Annotated in this window: 25 protein-coding genes and 1 tRNA gene; 8 read left to right on the forward strand and 18 right to left on the reverse strand. The window is 71.7% G+C overall.

The features are described 5' to 3' along the window. Positions 1–212: 212 nt before the first annotated feature. Positions 213–286 (reverse strand) — tRNA-Ile (locus C2L58_RS00985). A gap of 186 nt (positions 287–472) precedes the next feature. Here C2L58_RS00985 and C2L58_RS00990 point away from each other — a divergent pair. Then, positions 473–742: a hypothetical protein gene (locus C2L58_RS00990; protein ID WP_103335014.1), complete on the forward strand. Its 270-nt coding sequence runs from the start codon at positions 473–475 to the stop codon at positions 740–742. 116 nt (positions 743–858) lie between these two features. Here the strand turns inward: C2L58_RS00990 and C2L58_RS00995 are convergent, their stop codons facing one another. Beyond that, positions 859–1,833, reverse strand: coding sequence for a bile acid:sodium symporter family protein (locus C2L58_RS00995; RefSeq protein ID WP_103335016.1), 975 nt, complete (start codon positions 1,831–1,833; stop codon positions 859–861). Positions 1,834–1,929: 96 nt separating this feature from the next. Between C2L58_RS00995 and C2L58_RS01000 the strand changes: the two genes are divergently transcribed. After that, complete coding sequence (locus C2L58_RS01000; RefSeq protein ID WP_103335017.1) at positions 1,930–2,763, forward strand: LysR family transcriptional regulator; 834 nt, start codon at positions 1,930–1,932, stop codon at positions 2,761–2,763. On the opposite strand, the gene C2L58_RS01005 is transcribed toward C2L58_RS01000, so the two are convergent. Both C2L58_RS01005 and C2L58_RS01010 read right to left on the reverse strand, forming a co-directional pair. Next, complete coding sequence (locus tag C2L58_RS01005; RefSeq protein WP_199191050.1) at positions 2,760–3,332, reverse strand: sigma-70 family RNA polymerase sigma factor; 573 nt, start codon at positions 3,330–3,332, stop codon at positions 2,760–2,762. The two genes, C2L58_RS01000 and C2L58_RS01005, sit on opposite strands and share 4 nt — an antisense overlap. A 170-nt stretch (positions 3,333–3,502) precedes the next feature. Then, on the reverse strand, positions 3,503–3,991 hold the full coding sequence (locus tag C2L58_RS01010; protein ID WP_103335021.1) for an RNA polymerase sigma factor: 489 nt from the start codon (positions 3,989–3,991) through the stop codon (positions 3,503–3,505). A gap of 535 nt (positions 3,992–4,526) precedes the next feature. On the opposite strand from C2L58_RS01010, the gene C2L58_RS01015 reads away from it, so the two are divergent. Next, positions 4,527–4,790 (forward strand): WhiB family transcriptional regulator, encoded by a 264-nt coding sequence (locus C2L58_RS01015; protein WP_103335022.1) that lies wholly within the window; start codon positions 4,527–4,529, stop codon positions 4,788–4,790. Positions 4,791–4,925: 135 nt separating this feature from the next. On the opposite strand, the gene C2L58_RS01020 is transcribed toward C2L58_RS01015, so the two are convergent. Further along, on the reverse strand, positions 4,926–5,972 hold the full coding sequence (locus C2L58_RS01020; protein ID WP_103335024.1) for an RNA polymerase subunit sigma-70: 1,047 nt from the start codon (positions 5,970–5,972) through the stop codon (positions 4,926–4,928). Positions 5,973–6,011: 39 nt separating this feature from the next. On the opposite strand from C2L58_RS01020, the gene C2L58_RS01025 reads away from it, so the two are divergent. Beyond that, positions 6,012–6,755 carry an SDR family NAD(P)-dependent oxidoreductase gene (locus tag C2L58_RS01025; protein ID WP_103335025.1) on the forward strand — a complete coding sequence of 248 codons (744 nt, stop codon included), beginning with the start codon at positions 6,012–6,014 and terminating at the stop codon, positions 6,753–6,755. Between the two features lie 207 nt (positions 6,756–6,962). Beyond that, positions 6,963–8,177, forward strand: coding sequence for an LCP family protein (locus C2L58_RS01030; protein WP_103335027.1), 1,215 nt, complete (start codon positions 6,963–6,965; stop codon positions 8,175–8,177). A 4-nt stretch (positions 8,178–8,181) separates the two neighbouring features. Here C2L58_RS01030 and C2L58_RS01035 read toward each other — a convergent pair whose 3' ends face one another. The 11 genes from C2L58_RS01035 to C2L58_RS01085 all read right to left on the reverse strand — a co-directional run bounded on the left by C2L58_RS01035 (position 8,182) and on the right by C2L58_RS01085 (position 17,630). Then, positions 8,182–9,378 carry an acyl-CoA dehydrogenase family protein gene (locus C2L58_RS01035; protein ID WP_103335029.1) on the reverse strand — a complete coding sequence of 399 codons (1,197 nt, stop codon included), beginning with the start codon at positions 9,376–9,378 and terminating at the stop codon, positions 8,182–8,184. 1 nt (position 9,379) lies between these two features. Then, a complete protein-coding gene (locus tag C2L58_RS01040; RefSeq protein ID WP_103335030.1) occupies positions 9,380–10,288 on the reverse strand; it encodes a 3-hydroxyacyl-CoA dehydrogenase NAD-binding domain-containing protein in 909 nt (302 codons plus the stop codon). Beyond that, the gene (locus C2L58_RS01045; protein WP_103335032.1) at positions 10,285–11,031 is read right to left on the reverse strand and encodes an acetoacetate decarboxylase; all 747 of its coding nucleotides are present in this window, start codon (positions 11,029–11,031) and stop codon (positions 10,285–10,287) included. Before C2L58_RS01045 ends, C2L58_RS01040 begins: the two co-directional genes overlap by 4 nt. A 2-nt stretch (positions 11,032–11,033) precedes the next feature. Then, complete coding sequence (locus C2L58_RS01050) at positions 11,034–11,783, reverse strand: crotonase/enoyl-CoA hydratase family protein (RefSeq protein WP_103335033.1); 750 nt, start codon at positions 11,781–11,783, stop codon at positions 11,034–11,036. A gap of 12 nt (positions 11,784–11,795) precedes the next feature. Further along, entirely contained in the window at positions 11,796–12,941 is a 1,146-nt protein-coding gene (locus tag C2L58_RS01055; RefSeq protein WP_199191039.1) for a CaiB/BaiF CoA transferase family protein, read from the reverse strand. Between the two features lie 118 nt (positions 12,942–13,059). Then, positions 13,060–13,965, reverse strand: a complete 906-nt coding sequence (locus tag C2L58_RS01060) for a LysR family transcriptional regulator (RefSeq protein ID WP_103335035.1) — start codon at positions 13,963–13,965, stop codon at positions 13,060–13,062. A 174-nt stretch (positions 13,966–14,139) separates the two neighbouring features. Next, positions 14,140–15,522 carry a sensor histidine kinase gene (locus tag C2L58_RS01065; protein WP_103335037.1) on the reverse strand — a complete coding sequence of 461 codons (1,383 nt, stop codon included), beginning with the start codon at positions 15,520–15,522 and terminating at the stop codon, positions 14,140–14,142. Continuing rightward, positions 15,519–16,205 (reverse strand): response regulator transcription factor, encoded by a 687-nt coding sequence (locus C2L58_RS01070; protein ID WP_103335039.1) that lies wholly within the window; start codon positions 16,203–16,205, stop codon positions 15,519–15,521. Before C2L58_RS01070 ends, C2L58_RS01065 begins: the two co-directional genes overlap by 4 nt. Positions 16,206–16,250: 45 nt before the next feature. After that, positions 16,251–16,463, reverse strand: coding sequence for a hypothetical protein (locus C2L58_RS01075; RefSeq protein ID WP_103335040.1), 213 nt, complete (start codon positions 16,461–16,463; stop codon positions 16,251–16,253). Continuing rightward, complete coding sequence (locus C2L58_RS01080) at positions 16,460–16,864, reverse strand: hypothetical protein (RefSeq protein WP_103335042.1); 405 nt, start codon at positions 16,862–16,864, stop codon at positions 16,460–16,462. The genes C2L58_RS01075 and C2L58_RS01080 overlap by 4 nt, the downstream gene beginning before the upstream one ends. 235 nt (positions 16,865–17,099) lie before the next feature. Continuing rightward, complete coding sequence (locus tag C2L58_RS01085; RefSeq protein WP_103335044.1) at positions 17,100–17,630, reverse strand: TetR/AcrR family transcriptional regulator; 531 nt, start codon at positions 17,628–17,630, stop codon at positions 17,100–17,102. 23 nt (positions 17,631–17,653) lie between these two features. Here C2L58_RS01085 and C2L58_RS01090 point away from each other — a divergent pair, with 23 nt between their 5' ends. The 3 genes from C2L58_RS01090 to C2L58_RS01100 all read left to right on the forward strand — a co-directional run bounded on the left by C2L58_RS01090 (position 17,654) and on the right by C2L58_RS01100 (position 19,273). Beyond that, entirely contained in the window at positions 17,654–18,076 is a 423-nt protein-coding gene (locus tag C2L58_RS01090; RefSeq protein WP_103335045.1) for an SRPBCC family protein, read from the forward strand. A 40-nt stretch (positions 18,077–18,116) separates the two neighbouring features. Beyond that, entirely contained in the window at positions 18,117–18,488 is a 372-nt protein-coding gene (locus C2L58_RS01095; RefSeq protein WP_103335047.1) for a winged helix-turn-helix transcriptional regulator, read from the forward strand. 77 nt (positions 18,489–18,565) lie between these two features. Continuing rightward, on the forward strand, positions 18,566–19,273 hold the full coding sequence (locus C2L58_RS01100) for a M50 family metallopeptidase (protein ID WP_103335048.1): 708 nt from the start codon (positions 18,566–18,568) through the stop codon (positions 19,271–19,273). On the opposite strand, the gene C2L58_RS01105 is transcribed toward C2L58_RS01100, so the two are convergent. Together C2L58_RS01105 and C2L58_RS01110 are read right to left on the reverse strand one after the other, a co-directional pair. Next, the gene (locus tag C2L58_RS01105) at positions 19,270–19,920 is read right to left on the reverse strand and encodes a response regulator (RefSeq protein ID WP_103335050.1); all 651 of its coding nucleotides are present in this window, start codon (positions 19,918–19,920) and stop codon (positions 19,270–19,272) included. The two genes, C2L58_RS01100 and C2L58_RS01105, sit on opposite strands and share 4 nt — an antisense overlap. Then, positions 19,895–21,130, reverse strand: coding sequence for a sensor histidine kinase (locus C2L58_RS01110; RefSeq protein WP_103335051.1), 1,236 nt, complete (start codon positions 21,128–21,130; stop codon positions 19,895–19,897). Before C2L58_RS01110 ends, C2L58_RS01105 begins: the two co-directional genes overlap by 26 nt. Positions 21,131–21,248: the final 118 nt, after the last annotated feature.

Genomic DNA, 21,248 nt, shown 5'->3' on the forward strand with positions numbered 1-21,248 from the left:
ACCCAGACGGGGGCAGCGACACGGTAAGCCAGCGGCCTAAGGCGACCCAGACGGGGGCAGCGACACGGTAAGCCAGCGGCCTAAGGCGACCCAGACGGGGGTCCGGGGGCAGAGCCCCCGGGCGGGGCCTGGGGGTTGCACCCCCAGAAGAAAACAACGAAACGAGAGAGCCCGGGCGAGGAAGCGAAGCGACGAGCCCGGGCTCACGAGTGTAGGGCGGGCGGGGCTCGAACCCGCGGCCAAGGGATTATGAGTCCCCTGCTCTAACCAACTGAGCTACCGCCCCCTCGCCTCGGGGTTCCCGAACAATCCGAGGTTTGCATCTGCACAGAACACTCAGTTCGCTTCAAGTTATCACAGCGGCCATCCGGGCAGATCCGGTAGGCCAAACAGGTTGAAGTGGCCGCCGACCGGCGCAGGGTCGTTTAGGTTGCAAGGGCGTCACCGCTGACCGGAACGGCGGGAGGAAGCAATGGGCTCTGCCACCTCGTCCTCTTCCCGGGCCACCCGGCTGGCGTGGCTGAACGCGTTCACCGCGGGGGCCGGTTTGGGCTATCTCGCGCACGAGTACCGGGAGGTCGTCGTGGCGAACCCCGGGGTCGTCGGCTTGGGGTTGTTGCTCGTGTTCGCCGCCGGTTATCTGATCCGGGCGGTCGCGCGTGCGTTGCGGCGCGCGAGTTCGCGTGTCGACACGATTTTCGCGGAGGAGCTGGGAAACAAGCCTTCGCCCGGTCCGCGTTGACGGAAAGCCTTGGCGGGCAGGGCGAAAACCGCGGATTCCGCTCAGCGGCTGCTGGGGGACACCGTGCAGTAGCCGCCGCCGGCTGTGCCGCTGATCGTCCACAAAGGATTCGCCGGTCAGGCCGGCAGGAGTTCCCGCTCCTGCTCGGCGGCGTACCGGCGGGCCAGGGTGGCGCAGACGATCAGCTGGATCTGGTGGAACAGCATCAGCGGCAGCACGATCAGTCCCACCTGGGCGTGCCCGAACAGCACCGTCGCCATCGGCAGGCCGCTGGCCAGGCTCTTCTTCGACCCGCAGAAGACGATCGTGATCCGGTCCGCGCGGGCGAAGCCGAGCAGGCGCGCGCCCAGGCCCGTCGCCGCCAGGACCGCCGCGAGCAGCGCGCAGCACACCACGACCAGCACGAGGAGGTGGCCCAGGTCGAGCCGGTGCCAGATGCCCTCCGTCATGCCCGCGCTGAACGCCGTGTAGACGACCAGGAGGATCGAGCCGCGGTCGACCAGTTTCAGCGGCGCCGCGTGCCGCGTGATCCAGCCGCCGATCCAGCGGCGCGTCAGCTGGCCCGCGACGAACGGCGCCAGCAGTTGCAGCACGATCCCGAGCACGGCCGAGCCGTCGACGCCCGCGCCGTCGCCGGCCAGCAGCAGGGCCACCAGCAGGGGCGTCAGCACGATGCCGGCCAGGTTGGACAGCGACGCGCTGCAGATCGCCGCCGCGACGTTGCCGCGGGCGATGGACGTGAACGCGATCGAGGACTGCACGGTCGAGGGCAGCACCGCCAGGAACAGCACCCCGGCCGCCAGCCGGTCCGGCAGGATCGACGGCGGCAGGAGGAACAGCGCCAGGCCGAGCAGCGGGAACAGGACGAACGTCGCTCCGAGCACCACCGCGTGCAGCCGCCAGTGCCGCAGCCCGTCAAGGGCTTCCTGCGTCGACAGCCGGGCGCCGTACAGGAAGAACAGCAGGCCGACGGCGATCGTGGTGGCGACGCCGAAGCCGCCGGCCACCGCGCCCGAGGCGGGCAGCAGGGTGGCGACGCCGACGGTGGCGAGGATCGCGAGGACGAACGGGTCGAGGCGCAACCGGGACATGGATCTCCTTCCGCGACCATTCTCGGCGACCCGGTGCTCATTCGGAACCCCGATGACCGGACTGACTGTCATCGCAGATCGCGATAAGCTCGCCCGGTGCTGGACCCTCGCCTGTGCCGTTCGTTCCTCGCCGTCGCCGAGACGCGCAGCTTCACCGCGGCCGCCCGGCGGCTGGGGGTCGGCCAGCCGACGATCAGCCAGCACGTGCGACGCCTCGAGCGCGACTCCGGCGGGCTGCTGTTCGCCCGCGACACCCACACCGTCGAGCTCACCGCGCGCGGGCAGGCGATGCTGGGGTTCGCGCAGACCGTCGTGGACACCGAAGAGCGCGCGGAGCGGCATTTCCGCGGCGCCGAACTCCGCGGCCGGGTGCGCTTCGGCGTCTCCGAGGACTTCGCGCTGGGCGAGCTGCCGGAGATCCTGCACCGGCTGCGCCGCAGCCACCCGCTGGTGGACGTCGAGCTGACCGTCGAGCTGTCGGACGTGCTGACCCAGCGGCTGCGGTCCGGGCAGCTCGACCTGGTGCTGGGCAAACGCCGCCCGGGCGCGCACCACGGCCGGCTGCTCTGGCGGGAGCCGCTGGTCTGGATCGGGTCGGCCGCCACCGTGCTGGAGCCGGGCCAGCCGGTGCCGCTGGTGCAGTACCCGATGCCGTCGATCACCCGGCAGCTGGCTGTGGAGTGCCTCGAACGCGCCGGCCGCGAGTGGCGCGCGGCGTGCCAGACGTCGAGCCTCACCGGCCTGCGCGCCGCGGCGGCGGCCGGGCTGGGCGTCACCCTGCACGCGCGCAGCCTGATCCCGGCCGACCTGACCGAGCTCGACGGCCTGCCGGAGCCCGGCGACATCGAGTTCATGCTGCTGGCCAGGGAGTCGATGGAAGGCCCGGCGGCGGCACTGGCGGAGTTCGTTCTGGAGCGCGTCCGGCCCTAAGTGTCTTCGCCGGTGAGCAACCGGCGCAGACGCCCGAGCGCGCGGTGCTGCGCGACCCGCACCGCCCCCGGCGTGGACCCGACCGCCGCGGCCGTCTCTTCGGCCGACAGCCCGACCACCACCCGCAGCACGACGATCTCCCGCTGCTTCGCGGGCAGGATGTCCAGCAGCCGGGCCAGCCGCTCGTTCAGCTCGAACCGCAGCGCCTGCTGCTCCGGGCCGGCCGTCTCGCTGACGCTGTCCGGGACCTCCGGTACCGGGTCGCTGCGGTTGCGAGCCGCGGCGCGGTGCGCGTCGGCCACCTTGTGCTGGGCGATCCCGTAGACGAACGCCAGGAACGGGCGGCCCTGGTCGTGGTACGACGGCAGCGCGGTGAGCACGGCGAGGCAGACTTCCTGGGCGACGTCGTCCGCCGAAGTGAACGAGCGCTCGTGCCGGCCGACGCGGGCGCGGCAGTAGCGGACCACGAGCGGCCGGACGGTGGCGAGCAGGCGCGCGATCGCGGCGTCGTCGCCGGCGATCGCGGCGGCGACCGGCTCGTCGTGGTGCCGCCAGTGCGGCGGGAACACCTCGGGGGGCTGCGTCGCGGCGATCTCCCGGACCAGCGCCCGGCTGCGGACGCGCAGCAGGGCTCCCTCCACGTCGAGCCCGGCGCGCAGCGAGTCGTGCAGCGCGGCGTTGGACTCCCGCAGCTGCTCGGTGATCGCCCGATCCCCGTACTCGGTTGCCGGCATTTCGCTCACCTTTTCCTGTCCCGCTGGTCACCGGGCCGGGCGGCCCGGAGTCGCCTGAGGCGTTCCCGCACGTGGCGGAGGGTGGACCGGACCGTCGCGGGGGCGACCCGGAGCGCCTCCGCGATCTGGGACGGCGTGAACCCGTCGAGCGACCACGCCAGCACCATCCGCTGCTTGCCCGGGAGGGTGGCGAGCAGTTCGATGAGCCCCGCGTGCTGCTCGACCAGCCCGGCGAGTTCCTCGTCGACGTGCGGGTCGCCCGCCAGGGTCCAGTCCGCTCGCGCGTCGCCCGGGGCGTCGATCAGCCGCCCGGCGACCCGGCGCACCCAGGCCCGCGGGTCCTCGACGATCGGCCACGCCTCCAGCGCGTGCAGCATCGCCTCGGCGGCGACGTCGCGGGCCGCTTCGACCTCGAACCCGGCCTTGCAGAGGAACGCCACGAGCGCCGGGAAGTCGGCGCGGAAGAACGCGTCGAACTCGTCGTGACCGCACACGGAAACCCCACCACCCCTCGCCCTCACAAGGACAGGTGCACTGAGGGGCCCGCCACGTGTAACGATCGGATCAAGACTGCTCGGTAGGAGTAATGGACCGCGTTGGCTCGGTGACGGCTCGTGACGAACGGCCGCGGCGGTGGTCGGAGCCGTCCGCGAGCCGTGCCGCCCGGCTCCGCGAACGGCGGGTTCCGGACGCGCGGCGGAGATCGTCCCCGGCGACCGCGTTTCGATCACTCCCGACCGGAAACCCGTACCGGACAACGCGGAAGCGGACCGGTGCCGGCCGGCCCGCGACCCTTCGGCGGCCCGCGGACGTCGTCGATCGGGTGACGTGATCGACATCGAGATCCCAGGAAGAAAGGCGTACTCTCATGTGTTGCAGTCTTGGTTGCCCGGAGGGTGAGCCGGGGACCGAAGCCAAAACCCCCTTGACCCAGGCGGATACGCTCGCGCGCCCGCCGCAGTTAAGTCGGTTGACGCGCCCCAACAATGGGAAGCAGTAGAAGAAAGCTCAAGGAGGTGAACGAAGGAAATGGAAGCCACGATGACGGGCTGGGCGGAACTCGCGGCCTGCAAGGACGAGGACCCGGAACTGTTCTTCCCGATCTCCGAGGTCGGCCCCGGCGCCCGGCAGACGGCGCAGGCGAAGGCCGTGTGCGCGCGCTGCCCCGTGCGCGCCGAATGCCTCGGCTACGCGCTCGACAACGGCCTTGACCACGGCGTCTTCGGTGGCGTCACGGCGGTCGAACGCCGCCGGCTGGTGCGCACCGCGCCTGAGCGGCACCGAGCGGCCTGACGCGCCGCCCGGTGACCTCTTCCCGGCGGCCTCGAGCACAAGCACCGAATCCGGAAGAAAACCATTCCGGCCGTGTGCGCGCCCGGGTGGGTGATTCCCCGCGAATCACCCACCCGGGCTTTTTGCGCGCATTGGCTATGCGTCGCTTTGCATCTTTCCCGGGGAGTGGCGGGCACCGTCGCCGGCCGGCCACGTCTCCGGCAGGCCCCACGCCGCCGCCCCGAGCGACTCGAACGCGGCCATCGCCGTGACCACCCCGCCCTCGATCGTGAGGAGCGTGACTCCGAACCACCGGTGCTCGCGCTCGTCCGGGCGCCGCAGGTAAGTGGCCACCGCGGGCTGGCGGTTGGCGCGCACGGGCAGCATCCGGAACCGCCCGATGCAGTCGGGCGACGCCGGGTCCATCGAGAGCGACAGCGCCCGGATGATCGCCGCGCGACTGCCGAACCACAGCGTGTACGGCGGCATGATCGCCTGCGCGTCTTCGTGCAGCAGCCGGGCGACCGCGGCCGGGTCGCCGGCTTCGTACGCGGCGATGAACCGCTTGAGCAGGGCCGTTTCCTCGGCCGTCGGGTCGCCGGCCGTCCACTCCGCACGCCGCGCGGGCAACCGCTCACGCAACGTCGCGCGAGCCCGCTGGAGCGCGCTGTTCGCCGACGCCACGCTCGTCTCCAGCAGCGCCGCCGTCTCCTTCGCCGACCAGCCGAGCACGTCCCGCAGGATCAGCGTCGCCCGCTGCCGCGGCGGCAGGTACTGGACGGCGGCGAGGTAGGCCAGCTCGATGGTCTCCCGCTCGACCACGGCGGCGCCGGGGTCGTCGGTGCCGCCGGTGGTGTCGGGGGCCGCGCCGTCGAGCAGCCGGTCCGGGTACGGCTCGAGCCACGGCAGGTCGGCGGCCGCGATCGGCCCGGCGGGCTCCCCGGCCGGGCCGAGCTGGTCGGGCAGCACCCGCCGCGGACGGCGGGCGAGGACGTCGAGGCACGCGTTCGTCGCGATCCGGTAGAGCCAGGTGCGCACGCTCGCCCGGCCCTCGAACCCGTCGCGGCCCTTCCACGCGCGCAGGAACGTCTCCTGCGCGAGGTCTTCGGCGTCGGCCAGGGACCCGAGCATCCGGTAGCAGTGCACCTGGATCTCCCGGCGGTGCCGTTCGACGAGCGTCTCGAAATCCGGAGCGTGACCCACCCCGGCACGCTAGCGCACCCGGGTTGGGAGAATGCTGCGGTGAGCGGAACGGTGCTGGTACTGGGCGGACGCAGCGAGATCGGGCTGGCCGTGGCGAAACGCCTGGTCAGCGGGGACGTCCGGCGGTTCGTGCTGGCCGCGCGGCCGGGTGCGGACCTGACCGCGGAGGTCGCCGTGCTGCGCGAGGCCGGCGCCGAGACGGTGGCGACGGCCGAGTTCGACGCCGACGACCTCGCCGCGCAGGGTCCCTTCCTGGAGAAGGTGGCGGCCGAGCACGGGCCGCTCGAGACCGTCGTGCTCGCCTTCGGCGTCCTCGGCGACCAAGCGCGTGCCGAACAGGACAGCGCCCACGCCGCCGCGATCGTGCACACCGACTACGTCGCCCAGGTCGGCGTGCTGACCCACGCCGCGAACCTGCTGCGCGCGCAGGGGCACGGCCGGCTCGTAGTGTTCTCCTCGGTGGCCGGGGTGCGGGTGCGCCGCGCGAACTACGTCTACGGCTCCGCCAAAGCCGGTCTCGACGGCTTCGCGAGCGGCCTCGCCGACGCGTTGCACGGCTCCGGCGTCCACTTGCTGCTCGTCCGCCCCGGCTTCGTCATCGGCCGGATGACCGAAGGCATGACGCCGGCGCCGTTCTCCAGCACCCCGGATCAGGTGGCCGAAGCGACGGTCGCGGCGCTGGCCCGCGGCCGCGGGGTCGTCTGGGTGCCCGGATTGCTCCGTCCGGTCTTCTTCGTGATGCGCCTGCTGCCGCGCGCGATCTGGCGCAAACTGCCGCGGTGACGCGATAGCGTGGGCCACTGTGGCCGGTGCCACAGCACTTTCCCGTACGCACACCCCTACCGTGTGTGGCAAAACCGGTCCAGGGCCCGGATCCGGCTCGGCCGATCGGGCAGCGTCACAGCTTTCCGACAACTTTCTCAGCTGATTCCCAGCTAACGCGGTGATCCTCGAAGAAGGGGAACACGAGCGGGAAGCAAGGGGAAAGACGTGCTGTTGTCGTCGCGGGGGCGCCGGATCGGCGGCCGGGTCGCGCTCGGCGTCGTCTCGACGGTGGTGCTCGGCGCCACCGGCTACCTGTGGACGCAGCTGAGCTCCCTGGACGCCGGCATCGTCACCGCCGACGTCATCCCGCCCGCGGCACAGGTCGGCACCGACGAGACCCCGCCGGGCGAGCCGTTGAAGGTCGCCCAGAACCTCCTGCTCGTCGGGATCGACGCGCGGACCGACACCTACGGCAACCCGTTGCCACAGAACGTGCTCGACGCGCTCCACGCCGGTGGTGGCGACGACGGCGGTGACACCACCGACACGATCATCGTGGTCCACATCCCGGCGGGCGGCGCCGCGGCCACCGCGATCTCGATCCCGCGGGATTCCTATGTGGACATCGCGGGCGGGTACGGCAAGCACAAGATCAACTCGGCCTACAGCCGCGGCAAGAACGCCGCGATGTCCGGGTTGCGCGCCCAGGGGCTCTCCGGCGCGCAGCTGGAGGTGGCGGCGAACGAGGCGGGCGCGAGGACGACGATCCAGACCGTGGAGAAGTTCACCGGGCTGACGATCAACCACTACGCGGCGATCAACCTCGCCGGCTTCGACGCGCTGTCGCAGGCCGTCGGCGGTGTCGAGGTCTGCCTCAAGGCACCGGTGCACGACAGCTACTCCGGCGCGGACTTCGCGGCCGGCCCGCAGACGCTGTCCGGGGCGCAGGCGCTCGCCTTCGTCCGGCAGCGCCACGGCCTGCTCAACGGCGACCTCGACCGCATCGCACGGCAGCAGGCGTTCCTCTCCGGGATGGCGAAGAAGGTGCTGAGCGCGGGCACGTTCACCGAGCCGGCGAAGCTGGGTTCGCTGGTCAGCGCGGTGCAGGGGGCGGTCGTGCTGGACAAGGGCTGGGACATCTTGAGCTTCGCGCAGCAGCTGCGGGGGATGACCTCGGGCGCGATCGCCTTCGCCACCATCCCGGTGCAGAGCCTGTCGCTGGCGACGCCGTCCGACGGTGACGCGGTCAAGGTCGACCCGGCGCAGGTCCGGCAGTTCGTCACCACGGCGATCAGCACCGCCGCGGTCCGGGCCGCGGGTGACGACACGGCCGGCGCCGTGAAGCCGGTGGCCGCCACCGGCACGAAGGCGCCGGCGCCGGGCCCTTCTTCGGACGCGAAACAGCCGGCGGCCAGTACGGCCGCCGGCTGCGTGAACTAGCCCGTCACACGAACGCGGACTGCCCGGTGATCGCCTTGCCGACGATCAGGGTGTTCATCTCGCGCGTGCCCTCGAAGGAGTAGATCGCCTCGGCGTCGGCGAAGAACCGCGCGACGTCGTAGTCGAGGACGATCCCGTTGCCGCCGAAGATCTCCCGGCTCCACGCGACGACTTCGCGCATCCGCGAGGTGACGAACGCCTTGGCCAGCGACGAGTGCTCGTCCTGGAAGATCCCCGCGTCCTGCAGGCGGGCCAGCTGCACCAGCATGCCCCAGGAAGCGGTGATGTTGCCGAGGCTCTTCACGAGCAGGTCCTGCACCAGCTGGAAGCGGGCGATCGGCCGGCCGAACTGCGTGCGCTCCTTGGCGTAGTCCAGCGCGAGCTCGTAGGCGCCGATCATCACGCCCAGCGCCTGCCAGGCCACGCCGCCGCGGGTGGCGCGCAGGATCTCGGCGACGTCGCGGAAGGAGCCGATGCCCTGCAGGCGGTTCTCCTCCGGCACGCGGACGTCGGTGAGGGTGATTTCGGCGTTTTCGACGATCCGGAACGCCGTCTTGCCCTGGATCTTCTCCGCCACGAAGCCCGGCGTGCCCTTCTCGACGACGAACCCCTTGACGTGGTTGTCGTCGAGGTCGCGCGCCCACACCACGACGTAGTCGGCGAAGGTCGCGTTGCCGATCCACTTCTTGGCGCCGTTGAGGACCCAGGTGTTCCCGTCCCGCTTGGCCGTGGTGCGCATGCCGCCGGCGACGTCGGAGCCGCCGAGCGGTTCGGTCATCGCGAACGCGCCGATCTTGTCCATCGCGGCCATTTCGGGGAGCCAGCGATCGCGCTGCTCCTGGCTGCCGCCGCTGTAGATCGAGTACATCGCGAGTCCGTTGTGGACACCGAAGAACGTCGCCACCGAAGCGTCCGTGCGGCTCATCTCCATCGCCATCATGCCGGTGAGGAGGTGGCTGACTTCCGGCTTGTGCTCGCCGTAGCCCTTGTAGGACAGGCCCGCGAGGCCGGAGTCGCGGAACAGGCCGATGAGCTCCTTCGGGAAGGTGCCGGCCTCCCAGTTCTCGTTCACCAGCGGCTTGACGTCGGTGCGCATGAACTCGCGCGCCTTGACGAGCAGCTTGCGCTCGTCGTCGCTCAGCAGCGTTTCGAAGTTGTAGAAGTCGGCGGTCAGCTGGCCTTCGAGTGCTTCCATGGTCATATCAGTTCTCCTCCAATGCCTTCAGGACGGCGAGCTGCTTGCGGTCGCGCGTCTCGGCGAGTTCCGAGTACGTGGAGGAGCCGTAAGCCTTTTCGACAGCTTCGATGAGCTGTTCCTGCTCTTCGGGGCTCTGGCTGGGGTTGCCCAGCCCGGCCCACATCTGCTTCATGGACTTGCCGATGTGCCCGGCCATGTGCCGGTAGCCGCCGGGGCCACCGCCGAGGTGCGAGCCGAGGAACGGCCCGACCGTGGCCCAGCGGATGCCGAGCGAATTCGTGATCACCTTGTCGAGGTCCTCCGGCGTGACGACACCCTGCTCGACGAGGTAGATCGCCTCGCGGCTGAGCGCGTTCTGCAGCCGGTTGCCGACGAACCCGGGGATCTCCTTGCGCTCCACGACCGGGGTGCGGCCGAGGAAGGTGTAGAAGTCGACAGCGGCTTGGACCGACTCGTCGCTGGTGTGCTCGCCGGGGACGACCTCGACCAGCGGGATCAGGTGCGGCGGGTTGAACGGGTGCCCGATGAGGATCCGGCTCGCGTCGGCCAGCTCGCCGGTGAACGCCGTCGAGGGGATGGCGCTGGACGAGCTCAGCAGCAGCGCGTGCGCCGGTGCTTCCTCGACGAGCTGCCGGAACAGGTCCTTTTTGAACTCGACGTTTTCCGGGCCGTTCTCCTGCACGACGTCCGCGTCTCGCACGGCTTCGGTGACGTCCGCGGCGATCCGGACGCGGCTCGCCAGCTCGGCGGCGGTGGTGCCGAGGTGCGGAGCGAACTGGTCCAACGCCTGCGAAACGGCCTCGGCGAGGTCGGGACGGGGGTCGGTGACCCGGATGGTCAGGCCGTGGTGGGCGAACAGCGCCGTCCAGGACAGGCCGATGGTGCCGGCACCGATGACTGCGGCGTTCTTCATGCCTGGGCTCCCTTCAGGTAGTCGAAGACCGGCTTGACCGGAGCGAGCGTCAGGTCGGTGCGGATGTGGCTCGCGGAGACGACCTCCAGCACCGGCAGGTCGGCCAGCGGGGCCAGGACGTGCTGGAACAGCTGCAGCCGGGCCGGGGCGGTGTAGGCCTCCTTGACCACGACGTCGGTGATCTCGGTGCGGACCAGCTCCTGGACGCGCGGAGCGCCGTCGTAGCCGGGGATCGTCTTGAGCATGAACGTCGGGACGGTGATCTGGCGTTCGGCCTCGCGGACGTCCAGCTCGTGGTGCTTGTAACCCATGGTCGCCGTCGCCACCCGCAGCGTCCCGTAGTCCAGCGTGCCGACGAGAACGCCGTTGTCGACATAGAGCTTCGGGCTGCCGGCGGTCTTCGGGTACGCGCTGACCTCACGCCCGGACGCGGTGGCCGGGAAGTTGTCGAGGTACATCGCGTGCAGGTACTCGCCGCGCTCGCCGTCGAAGCTGACCTCGATCGCCTGGCCGGACTCGGTGTACGGGCCGTAGCCGGAGACGTCGCCCATCTTCATGACTTCGAAGCGCACCAACGGTTCCTCGACCCGCAGCGGCTCCGGGACGACCGCGCGCAGGGCGTCGGCGTCGGTGCGGTAGACGATGTTGAGGTACTCGCGGTCGGTGAACCTCGGGACCACGGGCGCGAACGCCGGGGCGGTCAGCGGGGTCGTCACGTGCCGGCGGACTTCTTCGATCTTCATGGTTATTCGCCTGTCCACTTCGGAGCGCGGCGCTCGGCGAAGGCGGTCATGCCCTCGCGGACGTCGGCGGACTGCATCAGCTTCTTGGTCTCTTCACGCTGCAGGGCAAAGGCTTCCGCCTCCGAGCCGCGCACGATCTTCTTGACGGCGGCGAGCGCGAGGGGCGCGTTCTCCGCCAGCTTCTCGGCGAGGCCGACGGCGACCGCCGCGGCGTCACCGTCCGCGGTCACGCGGTTGACCAGGCCGAGCTCGCCGGCGCGGCGGCCGGTGACGGGCTCGCCGGTGAGCAGGAACTCCATCGCGAGGTGGTGGGGGATCCGCTTCGGCAGCCGGATCACGCCGCCGCCCGCGGCGATCAGGCCGCGCTTGACTTCCGGAAGCCCGAACCGGGCGTTTTCCGCGGCCACGATCAGGTCGCAGCCCAGGGCCAGTTCGAACCCGCCGCCCATGGCGAACCCTTCGACGGCGGCGATCAGCGGCTTGGTCAGCTTGGCTTCGGTGAGGCCGCCGAACCCGCGGCCGGGGATCTCCGGCGACTCGCCCTTGAGGGCGGCCTTGAGGTCCATCCCGGCGCTGAAGGTGTTCTCGGCGCCGGTCAGGACACCCGCCCGGAGGGTGGGGTCGCCCTCGAGTTCGTCGAGGGCCGCGGCCAGCCCGGCCGCGACGGCGGCGTTGACCGCGTTGCGGGCCTGGGGCCGGTCGATGGTGATCAGCAGGGTGCTGCCGATCCGTTCGGTGCGTACTTCACTCATGACTCGCTTCTTTCAGAGTTCCGCGAGGACTTCGGCGGTGTCCTGGCCGGCCAGCGGGGCCAGGCGGCGGATCGAGCCGGGCGTCGCGGAGAACTTCACCGGGATGCCGACCGTGCGGATGGTGCCTTCGCTCGGGTGCTCGACGGTGTCGAGCAGGTGGCCGTCGCGGACGTACGGGTCTTCGTGCGCGTTGTCCAGCTCCAGCACCGGAGCCATCGGGATGCTGTGCTTGGCGCACACCTCGGCCCACTCTTCGGTGGTCAGCGCCGGGGCGCACACCGCGATCTGCGCGCTCAGCCACTCGTTGTCGGCGCGGTTGATGGCGTCGCCGTTCACCCGCGGGTCGGCGGCGAGGTCCGGGCGCTCGGCCGCGGCGAAGAAGTCGCGGAAGTTCTGCGGGTTGTAGGGGATGACGCAGGCGAGGCCGTCCTTGGTGCGGACCGCGGCGTGGCCCTTCGTCATCGACAGCGCGAACCCGGTGGGGCCGGTGGCCGGCTCGTAGGTGTGCCCGGCGAGGTGTTCGACGAGGTTGAACGCGATGAGCGTGTCGGTCATCGGGATCTCGATCTGCTGGCCCTGGCCGGTCTTGTCGCGGTGGACGAGCGCGGCGAGCACGCTGTAGGCGATGGTCAGCGACGAGACCTTGTCGCCGATGATCGTCGGCAGGTAGACCGGCTCGCCGAGCGCGCGGTTGGCCACGTCGACCAGGCCGGAGGAGGCCTGCACGGTCTCGTCGTAGGCGGCGTTCCCGGCCCGGTCGGAGTCGCTGCGGAAGCCCTGCGCGTGGGCGTAGACCAGGCGCGGGTTGCGCGCGGCGACGTCGGCGTAGTTCAGGCCGAGCCGGGCCAGCGCGCCGGGGCGCATGTTGGTGATCAGCACGTCGGCCGTGTCGATCAGCTTGAGGGCCTGCTCGCGCTCGGTTTCGTCCTTGAGGTTGAGGGCCACGCTGCGCTTGTTGCGGTTGACGTTGAGGTTCAGCGCCGTCATGCCCGGCGTGGTGCGGTACTCGCCCACCCGCACGGTGTCCGCGGGGGACTCGATCTTGATCACGTCGGCGCCCAGGTCGCCGAGGATCTGCGCCGCGTACGGGCCCATGACCACGGTCGAGAGGTCGATCACGCGCACGCCGTCCAGAGGTCCGGTCGTGATGTCCGTCATCTTGTCGTCCTTTCGCGCCTTGCTGGTTCGCTCTACTTACGAACGTAGGCGCGTCCGGCGGGAAAGGGAATGATCATGATGCGCACAATGGTATGACTCTGGTGGTCATACCATTCTTCTAGCTGCTGAGCGGCTCGGCGAAGATCTCTTTCGCGGCGTCGACGAGCTCGCGCAGGTCGCCGTCGGTGCGGTCGCGCCGCCAGAGCAGGCCGGTGTCCAGCTGGGGGCGGAAATCCGTGAAGGGCAGGACGGTGACGTTGTCGAGCCGGTAGCCGTGCATCGGGCTCTTGGCGTCAAGCATGGAAATGGAAAAGGCTTCACCGCTGGAGATGATTTCCGACGTCCCGCCGTACCCGGTGTTGCTCAATCGGATGCGTTTCTTGACGCCCAGTTCGCTCAATTGGTGGTCCAGCTGCTCGAAATAGGCGGGAACGATTTCCCCTGGTGAGGCGACGTACGGGAATTCGGTCAGCTCGGCCAGGCTGACCGAGTCACGGCCGGCGAACAGGTCGGCGGGGACGACGGCGCCGAGCCGTTCGGTCATCACGGGCAGCTGTTCCAGCGCGGGATCGGTGACCGGCAGCCGGGCGAGGGTGAGCGCGAGCTTCCCGTCGTGCACGCCCTGCACGAGGTCGGCGGTGGTGCCGGGCCAGCGCTTGAGCTCGTAGCTTTGTTTCACCCGCTCGGCGAGAGCGTTGACCCGGTCCCGCAGAGCGGGGTGCACCCCGGCGGGCATGCCGAGGAAAACGGTGCTGCGCTGCGGCTTGGTGGCTTCTTCGAGCTTCCACGGAATGGCGCTGACCTGCTCGAGAACGTCCCGCGCGAGCGGCAGCAGCGCTGTCCCGGCCTCGGTGAGCGTGACGTGGTGGGTGCTGCGGTCGAACAGCTGCTGCCCGAGCTCGTGTTCGAGGTCCTTGATCCGCTGGCTGAGCGGGGACGCGGCCATGTGCAGCTTCCGCGCGGCCGCGGAAAAGTTCAGCTCCTCGGCGACCGCGACGAAGTAGCGCAGGTGCAGCATCTCCATCCCCCGACCCTAACGAGCCGACGCTCCGGGTACGCGAGCCGACCCTCCGGGTACGCGAGCCGACGCTCCGGGTACGCGAGCCGACCGTCCCGGTACGCCCGGTCCGCCCATCGAAGTACCCGGACGGTCGGCTCGCGTACCCAGGGAGTCGGCTCGCGTACCTGGACGGTCGGGTCAGGGGCGGGGGAGCGGGACCGTGGTGGGGGTCAGGGGGAAGGTGAGGGTGAACGCGGCGCCGCCTTCGGGGGCCGGTCCCGCGGTCAGCGTGCCGCCCATGCGGGTGACCAGGGCGTGGACCAGGGCCAGGCCGATGCCGGAGCCGACCGGACGGCGGTCGCGGTAACGGGCGTTCAGGACGCCCCGCTCGAACGCCACCGGGTAGTCCTCCGGCGCCAGGCCCGGGCCGCCGTCGCGGACCGCCAGCGAAGCCGACGAATCGGACACCGACAACGAGAACACCATCGGCGCCCCCGAGGGCGTGACGCGCAGGGCGTTCTCCGCCAGCCCGTCGACGACCTGGCGCAGCCGCCGCGCGTCCGCCAGCACCGGGACCGGGGAAGGCGGCGCCGAAACCGACAGCCGGACGTCCTCCCGGCCGCACCGCAGCTGCCACACCTCCGCGCAGTCGCGCACCAACGCGGCCAGGTCCACCGGAGCCATGTCCAGCCGGAACTCGTCCGCGCCCAGGCGGGCCAGCTCCAGCAGGTCCGTGACCAGCCGCTCGAGCCGCACCGCCTCCCGCTGGATCGTCTGCCCGGCCCGCACCGCGTCGGGCCCGGTGGCGACGCCGTCCGCGATCGCCTCCGCGAAGCCCGTCACGGCGGTCAGCGGCGTCCGCAGCTCGTGCGACACCGACAGCAGGAACTCCCGCTGCCGCGCCTCGCTGACGGCCAGCGCGTCGGCCAGCGAGTTCAGCGACCCGGCCACCTCCGCCACCTCGCGGGGCCCCTGCACCGGCACCCGCACGTCGCGCCGCCCCGCCCGCAACGATCCGGCGGCCAGCGCGGCCCGGCGCAGCGGACGGCCCAGCAGCCGGCCCGAGACGAAGCCCGCCACGGCGGCCACCAGCAGCCCGATCCCGAGCGCCAGCAAGATGTTGCGCACCAGCGCCCGTTGCGTCGCCTGGGCGTTGCGCGCGGGCAGGACCAGCGCGAACGCCGCCCCGCGCGGGCCCACCACCCGCGTCTCGACCAGGTACTGCGACCCCGCCACCGTGACGCGCCCCGAGTGGTCCGCCGCCAGCCCGAGCTTCCCGGCGGCCTGGACCGCGACGGCGTCCCCGACCGCCTGCCCGCCCGCGCGGCGGACCACCACCGAGATGCCCTGCCCGCGCACCACGTCGGCCACCTTGCCGACACCCAGCCGGTTGCCGATGCCCGTTTCGTCCAATTGCGACGCGACGACGTCGGCCTGCGCGGCCAGCGTCGACTGCAGCACGTTGTCCGCCGTGGTCCGGATCAGCCGGGACGCGACCAGCGCCGCCACGATCACCGCGACGCCCGCGACGGCCAGGCACACCAGCGTGATCCGCCCGGTCAGCGTTCCCCGGTACTTCACGCCGGGTCCGCCGCGTAGCCGATGCCCCGCACCGTCCGAATCGGACTCGACGGCCCGAGTTTCGCGCGCAGCTGAGCCACGTGGACGTCCACGGTGCGCGTCCCCGCCGCGGCGGCGTACCCCCAGACGGCACTCAGCAGCTGGTCGCGCGAAAGCACCTGCCCCGGGTGCCGGAGCAGGTGCGTGAGGAGGTCGAACTCCGTGGACGTCAGGGAAATTTCGGCGTCACCCGCCCACGCCCGCCGGGAAAGCACGTCGACGCGTGCGCCGCCCACGGCGAACGTCTCCGCGGCCGGCGCCACCCCGGAGGCCCGGCGCAGCACCGTCCGGACCCGGGCCGCCAGCTCGCGCGGGCTGAACGGCTTGGTGAGGTAGTCGTCCGCGCCGATCTCCAGGCCCAGCAGGCGGTCGAGCTCGTCGTCGCGGGCCGTGACGAACAGCACCGGCGTCCAGTCCCCGGCCGCGCGCAACGCCTTGCAGATCTCGATGCCGTCCATTCCGGACAGTCCGATGTCGAGCACGATCGCCACCGGCTTGAGGCGCCGGACGGCGTCCAGGGCCCGGCCGCCGTCGGCCTCGACGTGCACACCGAAGCCGTCGCGCTTGAGGTAGAGCGCCGCCAGCTCGGCGATCGCGGCCTCGTCCTCGACCACGAGGACGAGGCCGCGTCCCGGTGACCCCATGCCTGCTCCCGTCTCCGCCGTGTTCAGAGGGGAGACGCTAGCCGGTCAGGGCGAGCCATCGCTGTTCATGTCCGACTCGATACCGTTCAGTGCCGACTCGATCCCGCTCAGCTCGCCGGACGGCGAAGACGACGACACCGACGACGGCGCGGGCGCGTCGCCGGAGGGTGAGCCCATCAGGTTGTCGCGGCAGGCCGAGCAGCCGAGCGCGATGACCGCGGCGGCCCCGACCGCTGCCGCGATCCTCGCGCCCCTCACTTGGCCGGCTTGCAGTGCGCGGACGCGAAGGCGTCCAGCTTCTGCTTGGCCGTGTCCAGCTCGCCGATCCGGCCCTGCCGCTTGGTGGCGCGCTGGTCCAGCTGGTCGGCGCGAGCGGTGTGCCCCGCCGCGCGCTGGTCGGCCGCCCGCGCCTTGAGGTTGGCCACCGAGCCCTTGATCTCGGCGCCGCCGTTGATCCGCTTCTTCAGGTTGTCGGCCCGCTTCTGCAGCTTCGGCACCCAGTCCGAGCAGACCTGCTGCGACTCCTGCGGGCTGAGCGTGATCGGCGCGACCGGCGCCGGCGACGTCGTCTGGGCCGACGCCAGCGGCGCCGCCACCAGCAGGCAGGCCGCGCTCGCGCCGCCCGCCAGCGCCAGCCGCGTCCAGGTGGTTCCTCGCATCGTCTCTCCCTCGTGTCCGTTCCGGAGTGCTCCGGGGTACGAGGAGAACTCTGGCGGGGCGGTGTTCGGAGGGCGTCCGCCGAGTGTTCGGGCTTTGTAAGGCCGACGGTGACCGACGTCCGCACGAGGTCGAACGTCATCGTGTACGCCCGGCCCGGGGACGCGCGACGCCGAGCCGGTCTCCACTCACGCCGTCTGGCGGATCGCGTCCGCGTAGGAGCATCGAGCCAGATGATCACGGGTTTTCGTACATCGCCAGGAACTTCTCCATGGCGGCGTCGACGGCTTCGCGGTCGCCGGTCGTGACGAGGTCGAGCAGCAGGCCGCGGGCGACGGCGAGCCCGAGGCGGGCGTGGGCGGGCCGGTCGGCCGCCGGGACACCGAGCTGGGCGAGCCGGGCTTCGATGGGGCCGAGCCAGTTTTCGATCACGCCGTCGAGGAACTCCGCCGTGCCCGGGGTGCCGCCGAGTGCCTGGCCGTAGAGCTGGAAGAACAGCTTCTCGTTGGCGCGCAGGTCGTCGTCGGTGAGCCGGCGCCAGAACTCCGCCGGGTCGAGGCCGGCGAGCGCGGCGCGCTGCCGGGCCTCGACCTCCCGCGCCACCGCCGTGAGCAGGCCTTCCTTCGAGCCGAAGTGGTAGATCAGCATGCGGTGGCTGGTGCCGAGGTCCGCGGCCAGTGCCCGCAGGCTCCGGCCGGCCCCGCCGTGGTGGGCGATGTGGTCGATCGCCGCGTCGAGCAGCTTGGCGCGCGGGCTTGCGTCGATCATGTACCAGATGGTACACGTACCAAATGGTACAACGCATTTCGGTCCACGCCCGGACGGCCGCTCCGGCCGACGCCGTCTACGCCCTGCTGCGCGACGGCCGGAGCTGGCCGGCGTGGTCGCCGCTGGGGTCGTTCGAGCTGGTCCGCGAGGGGGAGGGCGAGCCGGAAGGCCTCGGCGCGGTCCGGCTGTTCAAGACGAACGGCGTCCGCTCGTACGAAAAGATCGTCGCGCTCGAGCCCGGCCGCCGGTTCGGCTACGCGCTGGAGCACGGCCTGCCGCTGCGGGACTACGTGGCCTACGTCGACCTCTCGCCCCGCGACGGCGGCACGGACATCCACTGGCACTCGACGTTCACGCCGAAGATCCCCGGCACGGGCTGGTTCTACCGGTGGTTCCTCGGTTCCTTCATCAAGCGGGTGGCCGCCGGGTTGGCCGCCACCGCCTGATCGGCGTGTTACTCTCCCGGGGAGAGTGAGGAGGTGCCCCGTGGAGCCCGATCCGTACGACCGCAACTGCCCGACCCGCCAGCTGCTCGACCGCATCGGCGACCAGTGGACGGTGCTGATCGTCGGCGCCCTTTCCGCCGGCCCGCTGCGGTTCACCGAAATCGGCCGCCGGGTGGACGGGATTTCCCAGAAGGTGCTGACGCAGACGCTGCGCAGCCTGGTCCGCGACGGCATCCTCACCCGCACGACGTACCCGACGATCCCGCCGAAGGTCGAGTACGAGCTGACCGCGCTGGGCCGCAACCTGTCCGAGCCGCTGGACGTGCTCGACCGCTGGGCCCGGCGGCACATGTCGTCGGTCCAGGAGGCCCGGGACGCCTATGACGCGGAGCACACGCCCGCGTCCGCGTAGTCACCCCGGCTGGACAGCTCCTGGACAATCCGTAGCGTTCCGGGTTCCGCCGTCCCGTCCGCAGGGACACTGTCGCGGTGCTCAACGAGACCGTGCCCGCACCGGGCTGGGGAGTCGTTGCGGTCGCCGCGTTGTTCGCCTTCGCGGTGTCGCTGACCTCGGTCGTCACGCCGCCCAGTGGCCGGCGGAGTCTCCTGCGCAACGCCAACGTCCTGGGCACCCTGTTCCACGAAGGCGGCCACGCGCTGGTGATCCTGCTGACCGGCGGCGACGTCGCCCGCGTCGCCATCACCAGCGCGGGCTCCGGCCACGTCGAAGGCAAGCACGAATCGGGGCTCGGCGCCGTGCTGGCCGGGGCCGCCGGGTACGCGATGCCGCCGCTGGCCGGGCTGGGCGCGGCCGTCCTGCTGCACCGCGGGCACGTCCAGGCCGTGCTCGTCCTGACCCTCGCCGCGCTGGCGTTCCTGCTGCTGTTCGCCCGGGACCTGCTCACCGTCATCCTGATCGTCTTGGTGGGAGCGGTCGTGTACTCGGCCCTGAGCTACGCCCCGGGCTGGCTGCGCACCGGCATCGCGTACACCGAAGCCTGGCTGCTGCTGACCAGCGAGCTCGACGGCGTGCGCATCCTGGTCGTCAACCGCAAGCAGAACGGGTACAAGTCCCAGAAGGACGACGCCGCGGCGCTGGCCAAGCGCACCAAGATGCCCTCACCCCTGTGGATCGGCGGGTGGTTGCTGCTCAACGGCTGGGCGATCTGGCACGCCGCGCCGCTGCTGTTTCACTAGCGGGCCACCAGCCCGGCTTCGTGGGCCAGCAGCCCGGCCTGGGTCCGGTTCGCACAGTCGAGCTTCACCAACATCCGCGACACATAGCTCTTCACCGTCGCCTCGGCCAGGTGCAGCCTCGCCGCGATGTCCGCATTGGACAGTCCGGAACCGAGGCAGTCCAGGACGTCCCGCTCCCGTTCCGTCAGCACCGCTGTCCGCCGCCGGGCGTCTTCCCCGCGTTCGCGGCTGTCCGACGACAACGCCACCAGGCGGCGCGCGGCCGACGGCGAAAGCACCGTGTGGCCGTCCGCCGCCACCCGGACCAGGCCGATCAGGTCCTCCGGGGGCGTCGACTTCACCAGGAAGCCCGCGGCGCCCGCGCGCAGCGCCCGGATCACGTAGGTGTCCGCGTCGAACGTCGTCAGGGCGACCACCGCCGGCGGGTCGGGCAGCGCCGTGATGCGCGCGATCGCCGTCAGCCCGTCCACCCCCGGCATCCGCAGGTCCATCAGCACCACGCGCGGCCGGTGCCGGACCACGGCCTCGACGGCTTCAGCGCCGTCGGCGGCCTGGGCGACCACTTCGATGTCGGCCGCCGAACCCAGGATCGTGCGCAGGTGCGCGCAGACCATCGGCTCGTCATCGACCACGAGCACCGGGATCACAGTGCGTGCCTTCCGCCGTCGGGACGTAGGCGGGCAGTATCGCACCGACCCGGAACCCGCCGCCGGGTCGCGGGCCCGCGTCGAAGCGCCCGCCGACCAGTTCGACGCGCTGCCGCAGCCCGGCCAGCCCGGCGCCGGAACCGCTGCCCGCCAGCGCCGGGTCCGGCGGGTGCGCCGCCGCCGTGCTTTCCACCGAGACGTCGAGGCCGCCCGGGTGGTAGCGCAGCGACACCGTCACCGACGCACCCGGCGCGTGCTTGCGCACGTTCGTCAGCGCCTCCTGCACGAGCCGGTACGCGGTGCGCGCGACGGTCGGCGACACCTGCGCCGGGTCGCCGTCCACCACGAGGTCCGTCGCCACCCCGACCGAGCGGGACTCACTCACCAGCCGCGCCGGATCGCCGGGCTCCTCCGGGCTGAGCGTCCGCGGCCCGGTCTCGGCGCCGTTGCGCAGGACGCCGACGAGGTCGCGCAGCTCGTCCAGCGCCAGCGCGCCTTCGCGGCGGATGTCCTCGGCCGCCGTCCGCGCGGCCGGGTCGGCCGACGTCACGCCGAGCGCGCCGGCGTGCAGCACCATCAGGCTGAGCCGGTGCGTGACGACGTCGTGCATCTCGCCCGCGAGCCGCCGCCGTTCCGCCGCCCGGGCCTGCTCGGCGAGCAGGTGCTGCTCGCGCTCGGCGCGTTCCGCCCGGTCGCGCAGCGACTGCAGCAGCTGCCGGCGGGCTTCGAAGTACAGCGAGGCCAGCGCCGGCAGCGCGGTGTTGAGCAGGCCGAACGACGTCGTCGCCCAGCTCGGCGTCCACGGCCGCGCGGCCAGCACGGCCAGGATGCCGGCCACCCACAGCACGGTCCGCTTGTCCAGCACCCGGGCCGCTTGGGACAGGATCACCGGGGTGATCGTCGGCACGGTCGTCAGGGCGAGCGGGTGGAGCGGCACGAGCAGGCCGGGCGCGAAGGTGTCGGCCGCGAGCATCGCGAACGCCGCCGCGGTGACGAACGCGCAGACCGGGCCGGGGAACCGGAACAGCAGCACCAGCGAGAGGTCGCAGGCGAGCTGCAGGACCAGCCCGGCCGCCGGGCCCCACGCGCCGGTCGTCCGGTCGCCGAGGACGTGGAGGAGGACGTTCATCCCGGCGAACGCGAGGGCCGCGAAGATCAGCCAGCAGGCGTCGGAGCGGCTCGGCCAGAGCGGCCGCCGGGCGGTGGTCACGCGGTCAAGGTAACGGCTGTCCCGGGCCGTCGCCCCGGATGCGCAACCAAAGTTGCGGGCCGCCGGGGAAGGCGGCAACGTTCGTCGCCGCGATCACCGCCGTCGTCCGGTTCCGCCC

The organism is Amycolatopsis sp. CA-126428 (assembly GCF_002904335.1).
Lineage (GTDB): Bacteria > Actinomycetota > Actinomycetes > Mycobacteriales > Pseudonocardiaceae > Amycolatopsis.

Excerpts from the sequence above, each read along its gene's own strand:
- C2L58_RS00990 (WP_103335014.1), top strand. The coding sequence starts at position 473 with ATGGGCTCTGCCACCTCGTCCTCTTCCCGGGCCACCCGGCTGGCGTGG.
- C2L58_RS00995 (WP_103335016.1), bottom strand. The coding sequence starts at position 1,833 with ATGTCCCGGTTGCGCCTCGACCCGTTCGTCCTCGCGATCCTCGCCACC.
- C2L58_RS01015 (WP_103335022.1), top strand. The coding sequence starts at position 4,527 with ATGGAAGCCACGATGACGGGCTGGGCGGAACTCGCGGCCTGCAAGGAC.
- C2L58_RS01035 (WP_103335029.1), bottom strand. The coding sequence starts at position 9,378 with ATGACCATGGAAGCACTCGAAGGCCAGCTGACCGCCGACTTCTACAAC.
- C2L58_RS01040 (WP_103335030.1), bottom strand. The coding sequence starts at position 10,288 with ATGAAGAACGCCGCAGTCATCGGTGCCGGCACCATCGGCCTGTCCTGG.
- C2L58_RS01045 (WP_103335032.1), bottom strand. The coding sequence starts at position 11,031 with ATGAAGATCGAAGAAGTCCGCCGGCACGTGACGACCCCGCTGACCGCC.
- C2L58_RS01050 (WP_103335033.1), bottom strand. The coding sequence starts at position 11,783 with ATGAGTGAAGTACGCACCGAACGGATCGGCAGCACCCTGCTGATCACC.
- C2L58_RS01055 (WP_199191039.1), bottom strand. The coding sequence starts at position 12,941 with ATGACGGACATCACGACCGGACCTCTGGACGGCGTGCGCGTGATCGAC.
- C2L58_RS01060 (WP_103335035.1), bottom strand. The coding sequence starts at position 13,965 with ATGGAGATGCTGCACCTGCGCTACTTCGTCGCGGTCGCCGAGGAGCTG.
- C2L58_RS01070 (WP_103335039.1), bottom strand. The coding sequence starts at position 16,205 with ATGGGGTCACCGGGACGCGGCCTCGTCCTCGTGGTCGAGGACGAGGCC.
- C2L58_RS01080 (WP_103335042.1), bottom strand. The coding sequence starts at position 16,864 with ATGCGAGGAACCACCTGGACGCGGCTGGCGCTGGCGGGCGGCGCGAGC.
- C2L58_RS01085 (WP_103335044.1), bottom strand. The coding sequence starts at position 17,630 with ATGATCGACGCAAGCCCGCGCGCCAAGCTGCTCGACGCGGCGATCGAC.
- C2L58_RS01090 (WP_103335045.1), top strand. The coding sequence starts at position 17,654 with ATGGTACAACGCATTTCGGTCCACGCCCGGACGGCCGCTCCGGCCGAC.